Below are 15,195 nucleotides of genomic sequence, written 5' to 3' on the forward strand. Positions count from 1 at the left end.
ATGCTGGCGACTTGTTCCGTCCGCAATCCGACCAGCGGCATTGCTGCGCCGCAGCAAAATCATCAGGCAGATCAAGGCCTTGCGATTGCCCGATTCCTTTCCTAGCGTGTAACAACGCTGTTGCCGGCCGCAAGCCAGCACGACACGGAACCATCAGGGCGGGAGGGCAAGGATGAAGCACACAGGGCCGGGCTGGATGATCGCACTGTTGGCCAGCATGCCGGCGCACGCTGCCGAATGGACTTTCCAGCCACCGGTCACCGCGATTGCCCGCGATGTTGGCGCACTGCATGCGTGGATCATGTGGATCATCCTGGCGATCTTTGTGCTCGTGTTTGGCGTGATGTTCTACGCCATCCTGCGCCACCGCCGCTCGCTCGGGCACGAAGCGCGGCATTTCCACGAAAACACCACCGTCGAAATCCTCTGGACGCTGATTCCACTGCTGATCCTGATCGGCATGGCCTGGCCGGTTGCCAAGGTCGTGCTGGCCCAGAAGGACACCCGCAATCCCGGGCTGACGATCAAGGTCACCGGCCAGCAATGGCTGTGGCAATACGATTACCTTGATCACCGCGTCGGCTTCAAGAGCCGGCTGGCCACGCCACGCACGCAGATCAACAACTACGATGGCCTGCCCATCCAGCGCTCACCCAGGTATCTACTGGAAGTCGATGAACCGCTTGTGGTTCCGGTCGATACGAAGGTACGTATCCTGACCACCAGCAACGATGTCATCCACTCCTGGGGGGTGCCGGCCTTTGCCGTCAAGCAGGATGCCATTCCCGGTTATATCCGCGACACCTGGTTCACCGCCACGCAGACCGGCACCTTTCGCGGCCAGTGCGTCGAGTTGTGCGGGCGTGACCATGCCTTCATGCCAGTGGTGGTCAAGGTGGTCAGCAAGGACGAATTCAGCCGCTGGATCACGCAGAAGCAGGCCGAACAGCAAAAGGTGGCCAGCGACCCGAATCGCGTCTGGACGCGGGCCGAGCTGATGCAGCATGGCGAGAAGGTCTACAAGGACAATTGCGCAAGCTGCCATCAGGAAAACGGCAAAGGCCTGGGCCCCTTCCCCGCTCTGACCGGCTCGAAAATCGCCACCGGCCCGATCACCGGCCATCTGGCCATCGTGCTCAAGGGCAAGAACGCCATGCCGGCCTGGCCCAGCCTTTCGAACGAAGACATCGCCGCGGTCGTGACCTACGAGCGCAACGCGCTGGGCAACAAGGTCGGTGACGAACTGCAGCCCAAGGCCGTCGCGGCCGCCCGCCAATGACAGGAGAAGGCATGACGCACGAACATCCACACGGCGACCACGATACCGTGCGCGGCTGGCGGCGCTGGCTGTACGCCACCAACCACAAGGACATCGGCACGCTCTACCTGTGCTTTGCCGGGCTGATGTTCTTTACCGGCGGCATCATGGCGCTGGGCATCCGCCTTGAACTGTTCCAGCCCGGCCTGCAGTACTGGCAGCCCGAGTTCTACAACCAGCTGGTCACGCTGCATGGCGTGATCATGGTATTTGGCGCCATCATGCCGGCCTTCACCGGGCTGGCGAACTGGATGCTGCCGCTGATGATCGGCGCGCCGGACATGGCCTTTGCCCGCATGAACAACTGGAGCTTCTGGCTCTTGCCGCCGGCGGCGCTGCTGCTGGTGATTTCGCTGTTCGTGCCAGGCGGCGCAGCGGCGGCCGGCTGGACCTTCTACCCACCGCTGTCGCTGCAGGACGGCATGGGCATGGATTTCGCCATTTTCGCCATCCACCTGCTGGGCATCAGCTCGATCATGGGCTCGATCAACATCGTCGTTACCGTGCTCAACATGCGCGCGCCGGGCATGACGCTGCTGAAAATGCCGCTGTTTGCCTGGACCTCGCTGATCACCGCCTACCTGCTGATCGCCGTGGCGCCCGTACTCGCCGGGGCCGTGACCATGCTCTTGACCGACCGCCACTTCGACACGCATTTCTTCAAGGCGGCCGGCGGCGGCGACCCGGTGCTGTTCCAGCACATCTTCTGGTTCTTCGGCCATCCCGAGGTCTACATCATGGCGCTGCCGGCCTTCGGCATCGTCAGCCAGATCATCCCGACCTTCACGCGCAAGCCGCTGTTCGGCTATGTGTCGATGGTCTACGCGACCTGCGCCATCGGCATCATGTCCTTCACCGTCTGGGCGCACCACATGTTTTCGGTCGGCATGCCCGCCACCGCGCAGCTCTTCTTCATGTTCATGACCATGCTGATCGCCGTGCCGACCGGGGTAAAGGTATTCAACTGGATCGCCACGATGTGGGAGGGCAGCATGAGCTTTGAAACCCCCATGCTGTTTGCCATCGGTTTTGTCTGCCTGTTCACCGTTGGCGGCTTTTCGGGCCTGGTGCTGTCGATCGCGCCGATCGACACGCAAATGCACGACACCTACTACGTCGTTGCCCACTTCCATTACGTGCTGGTGGCGGGTGCGCTGTTCAGCCTGTTTGGCGCGGTCTATTACTGGCTGCCGAAATGGACGGGCTACATGTACAGCGAGAAGCTCGGCAAGCTGCATTTCTGGTGGTCGATGATCGCCTTCAACATCACCTTCTTCCCCATGCACTTCCTGGGCCTGGCCGGCATGCCGCGCCGCATCCCCGATTACGCGCTGCAGTTTACCGACTTCAATGCGCTGGCCACCGTGGGCTCCATGCTGTTCGGGCTGGCCCAGCTGCTGTTCGTGTACAACATCGTGCATTGCGTGCGCGGCGGTGTTGGCAAGGCGTCGGCCTGCCCCTGGGATGGCGCGAATACCCTGGAATGGCAAGTCGCCAGCCCGGCGCCGCACCATACCTGGCATGAGCCGCCTTCCGAGGCCATCGTGCGGCGCGGGCTGGTCGCACAGGCACTGGAGAACCGCCATGAATAGGAATCTGCGCACCGCGCTGTGGCTGGGACTGGTCGCCTTGCTGTTTTTCTGCGCCATCATCCTGCGGCAAATGCTGACGGGGGCAGGCTGAGATGATTGAGAAAGCCGCCGCACTGACGCTGCAGGAGCGCAACCGCCGGCTGGCCTGGTGGCTGGGTGGCGTGGCGCTGCTGATGACGGGCTTTGGCTATCTGCTGGCCGCCAATTACGACCGGCTGTGTCAGGCGCTGGGGCTGGACAGGGCCAGCAGCAGTCTGAGCGGCAGCGGCCAGCCACTGCGCGTCGAGTTCGACAGCAGTGTGGCGCCGGGACTGAATGTGCGCTTCAGCACGGCAACGCCCGTGGTCATCACGCGCGCCGGCGAACTGCTCAAGGGCCACTTCGTGCTGGAAAACTTCGGCAGCGAAGCCGTGGATGTCGTCGCCATTCCCAGCTACGCCCCGGTACGCGCTGCCGGCGTGCTGCAAAAAACCGAATGTTTCTGCTTCAACGGCATGCGCCTTGCTGCCGGCGAGCGCAAGGAAGTCACCGTCGCCCTGCTGGTGAGTCGCGAGCTGCCGGAAGAACTGGGCGTGGCCACACTCGCCTATCAGCTGCGTCCGGCCACGGGAGTCACGCCATGAAAGCGGACTGGCTGCGCGCCCTGCAGATTCCGCTGGCTGCGCTCTTTGGCGTGCAAAGCCGCAAGGCGGCGCAGCAGCCCGTGTCGCCGCTGCGAATGGCGCTGCTGGCGCTGGCCTGTCTGGCTGCACTGATCATTGGCCTGCTGGCGCTGGCGAGCCGGCTGGTGCAGGAACAGCAGCAAGCCGCCATCGCCAGCAACCCGGCAGTTTCGCAGCAGGAGTAAAGCGATGAATGTTGAACATGGCGTCCATGACGCTCCCTATTTCGTGCCCTCGCCGTCCCGCTGGCCCATCGTCGGCGCCGTCGCCTTGTTCTTCTTTGCCCTTGGCGCGGCGCTTACGGTGAACAAGGTCGCGGCCGGCTGGTACAGCCTGGCCGGCGGGCTGGCCATCCTGTTCTGGATGCTGTTTGGCTGGTTTGGCGATGTGATCCGCGAAAGCCAGCAGCAGCAATACGGCCAGCAGGTTGACTGGTCGCTGCGCTGGGGAATGAGCTGGTTCATCTTTTCGGAGGTGATGTTCTTCGCGGCCTTTTTCGGCGCGCTGTTTTATGCGCGCAGCATCGCAATCCCCGAACTGGGCGGCGACACGCTGACCCGCCAGCTGCTCTGGCCGGATTCACAGGCGGCCTGGCCGGGCAACAGCGCGCCGACCAGCACCAGCTACACACCGATGGGCGCGCTGGGCATCCCCGCCATCAATACCGCCATCCTGCTCACCTCGGGTGCAACGCTGACCTGGGCGCACTGGGGGCTGGTGCGCGGACGCCGCCTGCAACTGATCTGCGGGCTGGTCGCCACGATCTACCTTGCCGCGCTGTTTCTGGCGCTGCAGGCCTACGAATACCACCACGGCTTTCTGGACCTGAACCTGACGCTGGCCTCCGGCGCCTACGGCGCGACCTTCTACCTGCTGACCGGCTTTCACGGCCTGCATGTGTTCGTGGGAACGCTGATGCTCTGCGTGATGCTGGCGCGCGCCAGCCAGGGCCATTTCAGCGAGAAACAGCATTTTGGCTTCGAGGCGGCCGCCTGGTACTGGCATTTTGTCGACGTGGTGTGGCTGCTGCTGTTTGTCGTGGTGTACTGGTTGTGAGGAAAACGGCGATGCAGGCGAGTTCGCGAGGATCAGCCGGCCAGCCGACGCTCAGCCGGGCCACCAGCCCAGCAGTCGCGCGCAGACCAGCATGGCAAAAAGCCCGCATGACAAGCCCACGCGCAAGGTCAGCGCGCGAGCCAGTTTCTGCGGTTCGGCGCCACCGCGTACCAGCAGCAGCATGGCGTGCGCCAGAACCAGCACAATGGCGATCAGCACAATGACCAGCAGCAGTTTCATGGCAAATCCTCCTGCACCTGATGCTAGCAGCCGCTGGCAGCGTCCGCTGCGCCGTCGCTGCGCCTTGCTCGCCATGGCGCTGCTCATCCTGCTGACGCTGCTGCTCGGCGTCTGGCAAAGCTGGCGCGGCCTTGGCAAATACCAGTTGGGTATGGATGGGCAGGCCAATCCTGTCAAATGGTCCAGAGGCATACCCCTTGAACACCAGCAACTGCAGCTGTCTGGCCGCTGGCTGGACACGGCCTGCCTCGAGCTGGGGCCGCGCAGCCGGCACGGCCAGGCCGGCCATGAAATGCTGTGCCCGCTGCAACTGGCCGACGGCGTCATTGTGCTCGTCAATCTGGGCTGGCAGGCCGACGCCCGGGCGCAGCCCGCCCTGCCCGCCCTGCCCGTCTTGACCGCGCCTGCGCTGCTGGCGGTCAGCCAGCCCTGGCCACGCTTTGTCGAACTGGGGCCGACCCCGCTGCAAGGGCGACGCCTGCAGAATCCCGACCCGGCCCGCCACGCAGAATGGCCAGGCTGGCAGACGCTGCCGGCACCGGCGGCCTATGCCGTCGCGCTCGCCCCCGCCGGCCGGGAAGAGGCATTCTGGCGCAGCCCCCTCTCCGCCTGGCGGCACTGGGGTTACGCCTTGTCATGGTGGCTGATGAGCGCCTGCGGCATTGTGCTGTGGCGCAAACTGGCAAGGGAGAACTGGTGATGACGCTGAACCGATCCCGCTTGGCGCTACTCGCCATGTTTGGACTGACCGCGCTGCCCTTCGCACTGGCGCAATGGAGCTACCAGCAGCTGCGCCAGGCGCCACCCGGCGCCCATACCGTGGGCACCCTGCAGGTTGCACCGGCCCTGCCGGCCACCGGCCAATGGCGCCTGCTGGCGCTGAGCGCTGATTGCCGGGCTCTGGCCGGCCTGAGCATCCAGGCCGACCGCATCCGCCGCGCCCAGCCGCCGCAGGCCAGCCGGCTGCAGCTGGAGCAGGCCTGCGCCAGCCGGCTCGACACCGGCCTGCAACTGGTCGACCCGCACGGCAATGCGGTGCTGTTCTACGCGCAGGCACAGCTGGATGACGCCACCGTACGCGGCCGGGTAATCCGCGAAATCGGCCAGGTGCTGCGGCGCAATCCCGCACTGGGCGCAAGGAGGCCGACATGATGCTGCGCAAGCTCTTGCTGGGGCTGATCCTCTTGTGCGGCCTGCTGATCATGGTAGGCGCCTGGGTAAGATTGTCGGATGCCGGCCTGGGTTGCCCGGATTGGCCAGGCTGTTATGGTCACCTGACCTTCCCCAGGGCAGAGCATGAAATCAGCCGTGCCGAAGCGCATTTTGGCCAGCCGGTCGATCCGGAACGCGCCTTCAAGGAAATGCTGCACCGCTATATCGCCGGCGTGCTGGGCCTGGGCATCCTCGCGCTGACCCTGCTGGGCTGGCGGCAATGGCCAGACCAGCGCGCGGCGCTCTGTGCACCGCTGGTGCTGGTCATCGTCCAGGCACTCTTCGGCATGTGGACCGTGACAGAAAAACTGATGCCCGCCGTGGTCACGCTGCACCTGCTGGGCGGCATGGGCCTGCTGGCCCTGCTGGTCTGGCTGGCGCTGCGGCTGGCCGCACTGCCGCCATCGCCACGCCCCGCCATGCTGCGTGGCGGCCGACTGCTGCTGGTGGCGCTGGTGCTGCAGATTGCCCTGGGAGGCTGGGTATCCAGCAATTACGCCGGCCCGGCCTGCACCGACTTTCCGCTGTGCGCCGGCCAGCTGCTGCCACCGGACGGGCTGGCCGCCGCGCTGCGCCCGGATCGCCCGCTGGGGCTGAATGCCGATGGCAGCCCGATTTCGCTGGCACAGCTGATGGGCATCCAGATCCTGCACCGCGCCGGCGCCTTGCTGGTACTGCTGCTCTCCTTCTGGCAATGCCGGCAGTGGTGGGCCGGCGGGCAGCGCCGCCATGCCCTGCTGCTGGCCGGCCTGCTGCTGGCGCAGCTTGCACTGGGTGTCGCCAATGCCGTACTGGGCCTGCCGCTGACACTGGCCGTGCTGCATAACGGCATGGCGGCGCTGCTGCTGGCCTACGTCACCTGGCTGGTTTTGGCAGCGGCGCCCTTGCCGCAGGCCACGCGGCATCGTCGGCTACCGGCCCGCCATGATTCGGGCAAACCGCTTACCGAGCAGGCCTAGCAGGCTGTTGAAAAACAGCCTGCGGCCCGTTTTTTACGGCTTCGCCGTAAAAAATGTATGAAAAACAAATAAGTCATTGATTTCGAAGGCAGTGATTTGCGCCGGGCTTTGCCCGGTGCTTGCTGTCGGTCGAAGAAGCCACTATTTCAACACCCTGCTAGGCTCTGTTGATGTTTGATTGCTTGTAAAGCAGCCCCGCCAAGGAGATTCGCCATGCACAGTCCAACCCGCCTGCTTGCCCCACCGGCCACGGCGCTGTGGCGTGAACTCTGGCAGCTCGGCAAGCCCCGCGTCGTGCTGCTGATCGTGTTCTGCGCGCTCGCGGGCATGCTGCTCGCCCCCGGCCCCAAGCCCCTTGTCCTGCTGCTGCAGGCCTGCGCCGGCATTGCACTGCTGGCCACGGCCGCCGCGGCGGCCAATTGCCTGTTCGAGCGCCAGCGTGACGGCGTCATGCTGCGTACCCGCTCCCGGCCGCTGCCCGCCGGGCGGCTCAACCCGGCCATCGCGGGCGTGCACGCCCTGGCCTGTGCGCTGCTGGGCTGCGTGCTGCTGTGGCAAGTGCGCCCGCTGCTGGCGCTGCTGACTCTGGCGACCGCTTTTGCCTATGCGGTGGTCTACACGCGCTGGCTGAAACCCGCCACCCCGCAGAACATCGTGATTGGCGGCGCGGCCGGCGCCATGCCGCCGCTGCTGGGCTGGGTAGCCGTCACCGGCCAGCTCGACCCGGAAGCGCTGAGCCTGTTCCTGGTGATTTACGCCTGGACACCGCCGCATTTCTGGGCGCTGGCACTGTACCGGCTGGAGGATTACCGCAAGGCCGGGCTGCCGATGCTGCCGGTTACCCACGGCCCGGACTTCACCCGGCTGGCGATCGTGCTCTACAGTCTGCTGCTGGCCGGCTGCAGCCTGCTGCCGTTCGGGCTGGGACTGGGTAGCGGGTTCTATCTGGCGGTGGTGGCGCTGCTGAATCTGCGCTTTATCGGCCTGGCGCTGAAACTGCAGCGCAGCGCCAGCGACGATGATGCCCGGCGCCTGTTCCGCTTCTCGATCAATTACCTGGCCCTGCTGTTCGGCGCCCTGGCCATCGAGCATCTGATCAAGGGTATCCAGCTGTAACCAATACCTGAAAAGGGCCATGAGCATATAGCCCATGCCGTATTCATTCCCGTTGGCAAGCAGTTGCTGACCGGGCCCGCCAGACCGCTTTTCCGTTCTCCAGCAAACCCGCCAGCACTGCGCCACTGCCGCACGCCTGCATGGGCGGGGCTTCGCCGCGAAGCCAGCCCAATACCCTGCCACGTACACCACCACAGGCCATTTTCAAAAATGGCTGCATCGGCATACCCAAGCCATTACCAGGCCAAGCCCATCCAAACCGGGGGAAGCGCAAGCGTGGAACAGCCCGGCCGGGTGACTTGCGCTAATTTAGCTCGCCTGGTTTGCGCGAGCCACTGCCGCCGCCCCTGCTCATGCGCCGCCCAGCCCGGCAAACACTCATCCGGGCAGGCAGGCGACTTGGCTGTGCTTGCCCGGTGCGCACGGCGCCAGCAAACCCCGCCGCTTCGGCGGTGACCGAACTGCTACACCGGCGGCCCGGACCGCCAGCGATCCCCACAGGATGAACTCGCATGAAACTTGCCCTGCCCTCACGGCGTCTGGCCGTCCCGCTGCTGATCGTGCTCGTGGTCGCCGCCGGCGGCCTGCTGCTGACCGATGAACAGAGCGCGCCGCAGGCCGGCGCCAGCGCCAGCGCGCCTCTGGAGCTGGCCGCCGCCGATGTCGGACGCATCACGCGCGGGCCCTTTGCCCGCCAGCTGGAGCTTGCCGGCGAGCTGCGCCCGGTACGGCAAACCACGCTGACGGCACAGGTCGAAGGCGAGCTGCAAACGGTAGCCGTGCGCGCCGGCGAAGCCGTCAGCGCCGGGCAACTGCTGGCGCGCTTTTCACCGCGCGATCTGGCGCAGCGCGTGGCGGTCCAGGAGGCGCAACTCGCCAAGAGCCGTGAGCAGTTGCAGCAGCAGCAAAAGGTCGAGGCACGCAATCGCCAGCTGCTGGCGCAGCGCTTCATTTCGCAGAACGCCTATGACGCCACGCAAAGCGAAACGGCCGTGCTGGCGGCCGCGCTGCAGGCCAGCCAGGCCGAACTGGCGCTCGCCAGACAGGCACTGGGCAACGCCACCATCAGCGCGCCGTTTGCCGGCGTCATTGCCGAGCGGGCGGTGGAGCCGGGCCAGCATGTCGGCAGCAATACCCTGCTGTTCACGCTGGTCGATCTCTCCGAGCTGGAGCTGACGCTGCAGGTACCGGTGCGCGCGCTGGCCGGCATCACCCCCGGGCAAACCGTGCATTTCCGCGTCGAGGGCTACGCCCAGGAATTCAGCGGCAGCGTCGCGCGCATCGCCCCGCAGGCCGACGCCAGCCGCAGCGTGCCGGTGTATGTGCGCGTGGACAACCGCAACGGCCCCCTGCGCGGCGGCATGTATGCGCAGGCGCGGCTCGATCTGGCCGCGCTGCCCGATACGCTGAGCGTGCCGCAAGCCGCCGTGCGCGAGGAACAGGGGGCCAGCTTCATTCATCTGGTGGAGAACGGTGTGCTGCGCAAGCGCACGGTACGCATCAGCGAGCGCAATCCGGCCAGCGGCATGCTGGCCATTGCGCCGGCGGATTCCGGCGCGCTGGCGGCCAACAGTCTGGTGCTGCTGATTGCCGCACCGGGGCGTGGCGACGGCCAGGCCGTCCGGCTGGCGGCCAGCCCGCCCGATACCCGCCCACCAGATACCCGCTAAGGCATTAACCCCGAAGCATTCACTGCAATGGCCTTCAGCGCCATACCCATAGCAACCCCGGAGCCCCCCATGTGGTTCACCCGTGTCAGCCTGAACAATCCGGTCTTCGCGACCATGATGATGCTGTCGCTGTTCGTGCTTGGCCTGTTTTCGCTGCAAAGGCTGGCCGTCGAAGAGTTTCCCGATGTGAAATTTCCGGTGGTCTTCGTGCAGACCGAGTACCCCGGGGCCGGCCCCGAAGTCGTCGAAGCCGCGGTGACGCGCCAGGTCGAGGAAGCGATGAACACCGTCAGCGGGCTCAAGCAGCTGTATTCCTACAGCTATGAGGGTGTTTCGGTGGTGATTGCCGAATTCGACCTCAGCGTCGATCCGGAAAAAGCCGTGCAGGATGTGCGCGAAAAAATGGCCGGCGTCACGCCACTGCTGCGCAAGGAAGTCGAAGCGCCGGTCATCCGCCGCTTCAATCCGGCCGACCGCCCGATTGTCTCGCTGACCATCACCAGCAGCCGGCTGGCGCCGCGCGAACTGAGCACGCGCAGCGAGCAGCTGATCAAAAAACGCTTTGAAACGGTCAGCGGCGTGGGGCGCGTCGAGCTGATCGGCGCGCGCAAGCGGGCAGTGGAAATCCGCCTCAAGCCGGCCGAACTCGCCGCGCGCCAGCTTGGCGTGGCCGAGCTGATCAGCACACTGAAACAGGAAAATGCCGAGTTGCCGGTGGGCACGCTGGAATACCGCCAGCAGGAGCGCCTGGTGCAGATCCGCGGGCGGCTGGCCACACCGGAGGATTTCGCCGGGCTGGTCATCGCCCAGCGCAACGGCGCACCGGTGTATCTGCGCGATGTCGCCAGCGTGCATGACGGCGAAACGCCGCTGGATTCGCTGGCGCTGGTGAACGGCCAGCCGGCGCTGGCGCTGGACATTACCAAGATCGACGGCGCCAACACGGTGCGCGTCAGCGACGACATTCAGGCCATGGTGGCAGAGCTGAACCGCGAGCTGGCCGGCGAAGGGATCGCGCTGTCGGTGCTCAACGACAGCTCCACCGGCATCCGCAACTCGCTGGCCGACGTGCGCACCACGCTGCTGGAAGGCGCAGCGCTCACCGTACTGATCGTCTTTCTGTTTCTCGGCTCCTGGCGCTCGACGGTGATCACCGGCCTGACGCTGCCAGTGGCGCTGATCGGCAGTTTCTGGATCCTGAGCCTGGCGGGGTTTTCCATCAATGTGATGACGATGATGGCGCTGTCGCTGTGCGTGGGTCTCTTGATCGACGACGCCATCGTCGTACGCGAGAACATCGTGCGCCACGCCGCCATGGGCAAGGGGCATTTCCAGGCGGCGATGGACGGCACGCGCGAAATCGGCCTGGCGGTGCTCGCCACGACGTCGACGATTGTGGCCGTGTTTTTGCCGGTGGGCTTCATGGGCGGCATCATCGGGCGCTTTTTCCATCAGTTCGGCCTCACCGTCTGCGCGGCAGTGCTGATCTCGATGTTCGTGTCGTTCACGCTCGACCCGATGCTCTCCTCGGTCTGGCCCGACCCGCACGTGCATGGCGGCAAGCGCCCGCTGGGCAGGCTGCTCGATGCCTTCGAGAATGCGCTCGAACGGCTGGGCCAGCTGTACGGCAAGGTGATCGGCTGGAGCCTGGGGCACCGCAAAAGCGTGCTGGCCATCGGCCTTGGCAGCCTCGTTGCCGCCTTCATGCTGGCGCGCTTTATCGGCAGCGAATTCGTCCCGCAGTCGGACCTCTCGCGCATTGGCGTCAGCTACAGCGTGCCGGTGGGCTCCGCCATCGATTACACGGCGGCCAAGACGCGCCAGCTGGATGCCGCGCTGCGCGAATTCCCCGAGGTGGTGCAGACCTATGCCACGCTGAATGCCGGCGAAGGCGGCAGCAAGCACGATGGCCATCTGACGCTGATCCTCAAGCCGCGCAAGGAACGCGAGCGCTCGCAGGACGAGCTGATTCCGCTGCTGCGGGCACGCCTGGCGCAGATTGCCGGGGTCACGATCAACAATGTTGCCGGCGAGGGCGGCGGCGAAGGACCGGACGGCAAGCCGATTGCCATCTCGCTGCAGGGCAGCAGCCTGCAGGAGCTGGACCGGCTCAGCCGGGACTTTGCCGCGCAACTGGCCCAAATCCCCGGCGTAGTCGATGTCGAATCATCGCAAAAAGCCGGCAAGCCGGCGCTGAATGTCGAAATCGACCGGCCGCTCGCTGCCAACCTGGGCCTGTCCCTCGCCAGCATCGGCGCCACCCTGCGCCCGCTGGTGGCGGGAGAAAAGGCCGGCAGCTGGCAGGCGCCGGATGGCGAAAACTACGACGTGATCGTGCGCCTGCCGGCCGAAGCCCGGCAAACCGGCAGTCAGCTGGAAAGCCTGTATCTGCCCGGCAGCCAGCTCGATGCCGATGGCCAGCCCCTGCTGGTACCACTCTCCAGCGTGGCCGAGCTGAAGGAAAGCGTGAGCCCGGTGCAGGTCAACCGCCGGGCAATGATGCGCGAGGTCTGGATCACCGCGAATGTGAACGGCCGCAGCAGCGGCGAAGTCCAGGCCGACATCGCCAGACTGAAGGAACGCTTCGCGCTGCCGGCCGGTTACCGCTTCGATGAGCAGGGCGACGCCAAGGACATGGCCGAATCGGCCGGCTACGCGGTAGCCGCACTGGCGCTGGGGGTGATCTTCATCTACATGATTCTCGCCAGCCAGTTCGGCAGCTTCCTGCAGCCGCTGGCGATCATGACCTCGCTGCCGCTGTCGATTGTTGGCGTGCTGCTGGCGCTACTGATGTGGCGCAGCACGCTGAACATCTTCTCGGTGATCGGCATCATCATGCTGATGGGGCTGGTGACGAAAAATGCCATTCTGCTGGTCGACTTCGTCAACCACCTGCGCGGGCAAGGACTGGAACGCGCGGCAGCGATTGCCGAAGCCGGCCGCGTACGGCTGCGCCCGATTCTGATGACCACGGCGGCCATGGTGGTCGGCATGCTGCCGCTGGCACTGGCCATCGGTGAAGGCGCCGAGGCGCGCGCGCCGATGGCGCACGCCATCATCGGCGGGCTGATCACCTCCACCGTGCTGACGCTGGTGGTGGTGCCGGTGGTGTTTACCTACCTGGATGACCTGGGCGCGGCCTGCCTGCGCCGGCTGCGCGGCAAGGCGAACATATAGCCAGTAATGTATATGCACAGAGGCATTTGTTTACAAAGCTTAGCAATGCATACATTGCATATGTAATTGAATGCTAATAAAGTCAAAACCCTTGTCCAACCATTCCAGCGGGCGTGTGCGCGGCCGTCTGGCGGGGTTCGGCCCAGGCTGATGCCCCTTGAAAAGCGGCTATGCTGTAGAAGAACAGCCGCCCCTACACAACAAGGAGTTTCGACATGACATTGCGTCAAAAGGCGTGGGCACTATCCATACTGGTGCTGGTTGCGCTGATCGGCCAGATGCTGATCGGTCTGTGGGTAATGCGCGACGCCAGCGACCAGGACAACCGGGCCCGGATCAAGCAGCTGATGACCAGCACCTACCAGACCATCGTGCAGCTGGAAAATCTGGCTGCCGCCGGCAAACTGCCCGAAGACCAGGCCAAGGCGATTGCCACGCAGATCCTGCGCGAGAACAAATATCACAAGAGCGAGTACGTTTATGTGGTCGACGAGAAGCTGAATTTCGTCGCCGCGCCGCTCGACCCGCAAATCCACGGCACCAGCTTCAACGATTTCAAGGACGCCCAAGGCAAGAGCGTGGGCGCCATCGCAACGGCCGCGCTGGAAAAATCCGGCGGCCAGCTGACCGAGTATTACTGGAACTCCAAACGCGATGACAAAATCGTCGACCTGATTTCCGTCGCGCAGAAAACACCGCGCTGGGGCTGGATTGTCGGCAACGGCATCAGCATGGCCGAGGCCGATGCGCGTTTCTGGGGCAATGCCCAGTGGCAGGTGCTGATCTGTCTGGCCGTGGCGGCCATTGTCGGCGCACTGCTGGTCGGCTCGGTACGCCGCATCCTGAAAGACCTGGGCGGTGAGCCTGCCGATGTGCGCCAGCTGGTCCAGTTTGTCGCCGACGGCAATCTGCAGGGCAGCGACAGCGGCAAGGCCGCAGACCCGAACAGCATCTACGGCTCGGTGCTGCGCATGCGCGAATCGCTGCGCACCGTGCTGACCCAGCTCTCGAACGCGGTACAGACGCTGCACAACACCAGCAACGACATCGTCAACAGCGCACAGAGCAGCAATCAGCTGATCGAAGCACAAAGCGACGCCGCTAACCGCATTGCCCGCACCGCCGAACACTTCGCCGAGCAGACCCAGGTGGGCGCCGATCAGGCGCAAACCGCCCGCTCGCAAAGCGAATCGGCCACCGGCATTTCCGCACAGGGCCAGACGGTGATCACCGCTGCCGTGAAACGCCTGACCGAAACCGAGCAGGCCGTGGGTGAAACACAGAACGGCATCGACGAGCTGGCGCAAAGGGTAACCAGCATTTCCGCCGTCATCGCGGTGATCCGCGATGTGGCCGACCAGACCAATCTGCTGGCGCTGAATGCCGCCATCGAAGCCGCACGCGCGGGCGAACAGGGTCGCGGCTTTGCCGTGGTGGCCGACGAAGTACGCAAACTGGCCGAACGCACCAGCACGGCCACGCAGGAAATCGGCCAGACCATCAATGCCGTGCAGAACAGCAGCCAGAACGCCAAGTCACGCATGGATGAAATGGTGACCCAGCTGAAGGAAGCCATCCGCCAGGCCAAGGAAGGCGGCGAAGCGGTAAAGGCCATCCGCCATGAAACCGAAGCGACCGCGCATGTGGTCGGCGAAATCGGCCAGGCGCTGATGGCCCAGGTGGATGCAGCCCATACCATCCGCAACGATGTGGATGAAGTGGCCCGCTCATCCAGCGGCACGCTGGCCGCAGCCCAGGGCACCGTCAACGCTGCGCGCTCGATCAAGGGGGTTTCCGAGCAGCTGGAAGGGCTGGTGAAACGCTTCCGCATCTGACCCCGGATAGCCGGCCATACAACAAAAGCCCCGCGATTGCGGCAATGCCGCTCAGTTAAGCAAAAAGCTCCGTCAGGAGCTTTTTGCTTTTGTAACTGAACGAAACTCACCACTACGCCACGCCCGAACAGTGGAGCACGGTGCAAGCACATCTGCCCCAGCAGTGGATTGAACAAGCCTTGCAACACACCGGTGTTGCGACACTGCGCAAGCGCCGCTTACCCATGGAACAGGTGGTCTGGTTGGTGCTCGGCATCGCCTTGCTGCGCGATCGCTCCATCCTCAATGTCGCCGATGCGCTGGATCTGGCCTTGCCGGCCGACAGCGCCATTTGTTCCAGTGCGCTCAGTCAGGCGCG

15 protein-coding genes are annotated in these 15,195 nt (G+C 64.9%); 14 read left to right on the top strand and 1 reads right to left on the bottom strand.

The genetic code is table 11. From position 1 onward, the window contains the following. Positions 1–172: 172 nt before the first annotated feature. From coxB to C515_RS0107085, 6 genes are read left to right on the top strand one after another with little or no spacing between them, the layout of a single operon-like run. Positions 173–1,279, top strand: coding sequence for a cytochrome c oxidase subunit II (gene coxB, locus C515_RS19995; protein ID WP_081686806.1), 1,107 nt, complete (start codon positions 173–175; stop codon positions 1,277–1,279). Positions 1,280–1,290: 11 nt separating this feature from the next. Next, positions 1,291–2,910, top strand: coding sequence for a cytochrome c oxidase subunit I (gene ctaD / locus C515_RS0107065; RefSeq protein WP_051304723.1), 1,620 nt, complete (start codon positions 1,291–1,293; stop codon positions 2,908–2,910). Then, a complete protein-coding gene (locus C515_RS24350; protein ID WP_211234002.1) occupies positions 2,903–3,001 on the top strand; it encodes a cytochrome oxidase small assembly protein in 99 nt (32 codons plus the stop codon). Before ctaD ends, C515_RS24350 begins: the two co-directional genes overlap by 8 nt. 1 nt (position 3,002) lies before the next feature. After that, positions 3,003–3,533 carry a cytochrome c oxidase assembly protein gene (locus C515_RS22390; protein ID WP_028454958.1) on the top strand — a complete coding sequence of 177 codons (531 nt, stop codon included), beginning with the start codon at positions 3,003–3,005 and terminating at the stop codon, positions 3,531–3,533. After that, positions 3,530–3,757, top strand: coding sequence for a DUF2970 domain-containing protein (locus C515_RS24005; protein WP_028454959.1), 228 nt, complete (start codon positions 3,530–3,532; stop codon positions 3,755–3,757). Before C515_RS22390 ends, C515_RS24005 begins: the two co-directional genes overlap by 4 nt. 4 nt (positions 3,758–3,761) lie before the next feature. After that, on the top strand, positions 3,762–4,628 hold the full coding sequence (locus C515_RS0107085) for a cytochrome c oxidase subunit 3 (RefSeq protein ID WP_028454960.1): 867 nt from the start codon (positions 3,762–3,764) through the stop codon (positions 4,626–4,628). Between the two features lie 51 nt (positions 4,629–4,679). On the opposite strand, the gene C515_RS24010 is transcribed toward C515_RS0107085, so the two are convergent. Continuing rightward, positions 4,680–4,868, bottom strand: a complete 189-nt coding sequence (locus C515_RS24010; protein WP_028454961.1) for a DUF2909 domain-containing protein — start codon at positions 4,866–4,868, stop codon at positions 4,680–4,682. Between C515_RS24010 and C515_RS0107095 the strand changes: the two genes are divergently transcribed. The 8 genes from C515_RS0107095 to C515_RS24905 form a co-directional block, all read left to right on the top strand. Then, positions 4,867–5,568, top strand: a complete 702-nt coding sequence (locus C515_RS0107095; protein WP_043648510.1) for an SURF1 family cytochrome oxidase biogenesis protein — start codon at positions 4,867–4,869, stop codon at positions 5,566–5,568. The genes C515_RS24010 and C515_RS0107095 overlap by 2 nt on opposite strands. Then, positions 5,568–6,020, top strand: coding sequence for a hypothetical protein (locus tag C515_RS0107100; protein WP_028454963.1), 453 nt, complete (start codon positions 5,568–5,570; stop codon positions 6,018–6,020). The genes C515_RS0107095 and C515_RS0107100 overlap by 1 nt, the downstream gene beginning before the upstream one ends. Further along, entirely contained in the window at positions 6,017–7,039 is a 1,023-nt protein-coding gene (locus C515_RS20005; RefSeq protein ID WP_081686808.1) for a COX15/CtaA family protein, read from the top strand. The genes C515_RS0107100 and C515_RS20005 overlap by 4 nt, the downstream gene beginning before the upstream one ends. 213 nt (positions 7,040–7,252) lie before the next feature. Next, positions 7,253–8,155: a heme o synthase gene (gene cyoE / locus C515_RS0107110; RefSeq protein ID WP_051304724.1), complete on the top strand. Its 903-nt coding sequence runs from the start codon at positions 7,253–7,255 to the stop codon at positions 8,153–8,155. A 512-nt stretch (positions 8,156–8,667) separates the two neighbouring features. Beyond that, complete coding sequence (locus C515_RS20010) at positions 8,668–9,825, top strand: efflux RND transporter periplasmic adaptor subunit (RefSeq protein WP_051304725.1); 1,158 nt, start codon at positions 8,668–8,670, stop codon at positions 9,823–9,825. 69 nt (positions 9,826–9,894) lie between these two features. Further along, positions 9,895–13,002: an efflux RND transporter permease subunit gene (locus tag C515_RS0107120; RefSeq protein ID WP_028454965.1), complete on the top strand. Its 3,108-nt coding sequence runs from the start codon at positions 9,895–9,897 to the stop codon at positions 13,000–13,002. 215 nt (positions 13,003–13,217) lie between these two features. Continuing rightward, positions 13,218–14,837: a methyl-accepting chemotaxis protein gene (locus tag C515_RS0107125; RefSeq protein ID WP_028454966.1), complete on the top strand. Its 1,620-nt coding sequence runs from the start codon at positions 13,218–13,220 to the stop codon at positions 14,835–14,837. Positions 14,838–14,977: 140 nt separating this feature from the next. Then, a partial coding sequence (locus C515_RS24905; protein ID WP_211234003.1) for a transposase domain-containing protein occupies positions 14,978–15,195 on the top strand: 218 nt, incomplete at its 3' end.

The sequence above is a fragment of the Chitinilyticum litopenaei DSM 21440 genome (assembly GCF_000428145.1).
GTDB classification, from domain to species: domain Bacteria; phylum Pseudomonadota; class Gammaproteobacteria; order Burkholderiales; family Chitinibacteraceae; genus Chitinilyticum; species Chitinilyticum litopenaei.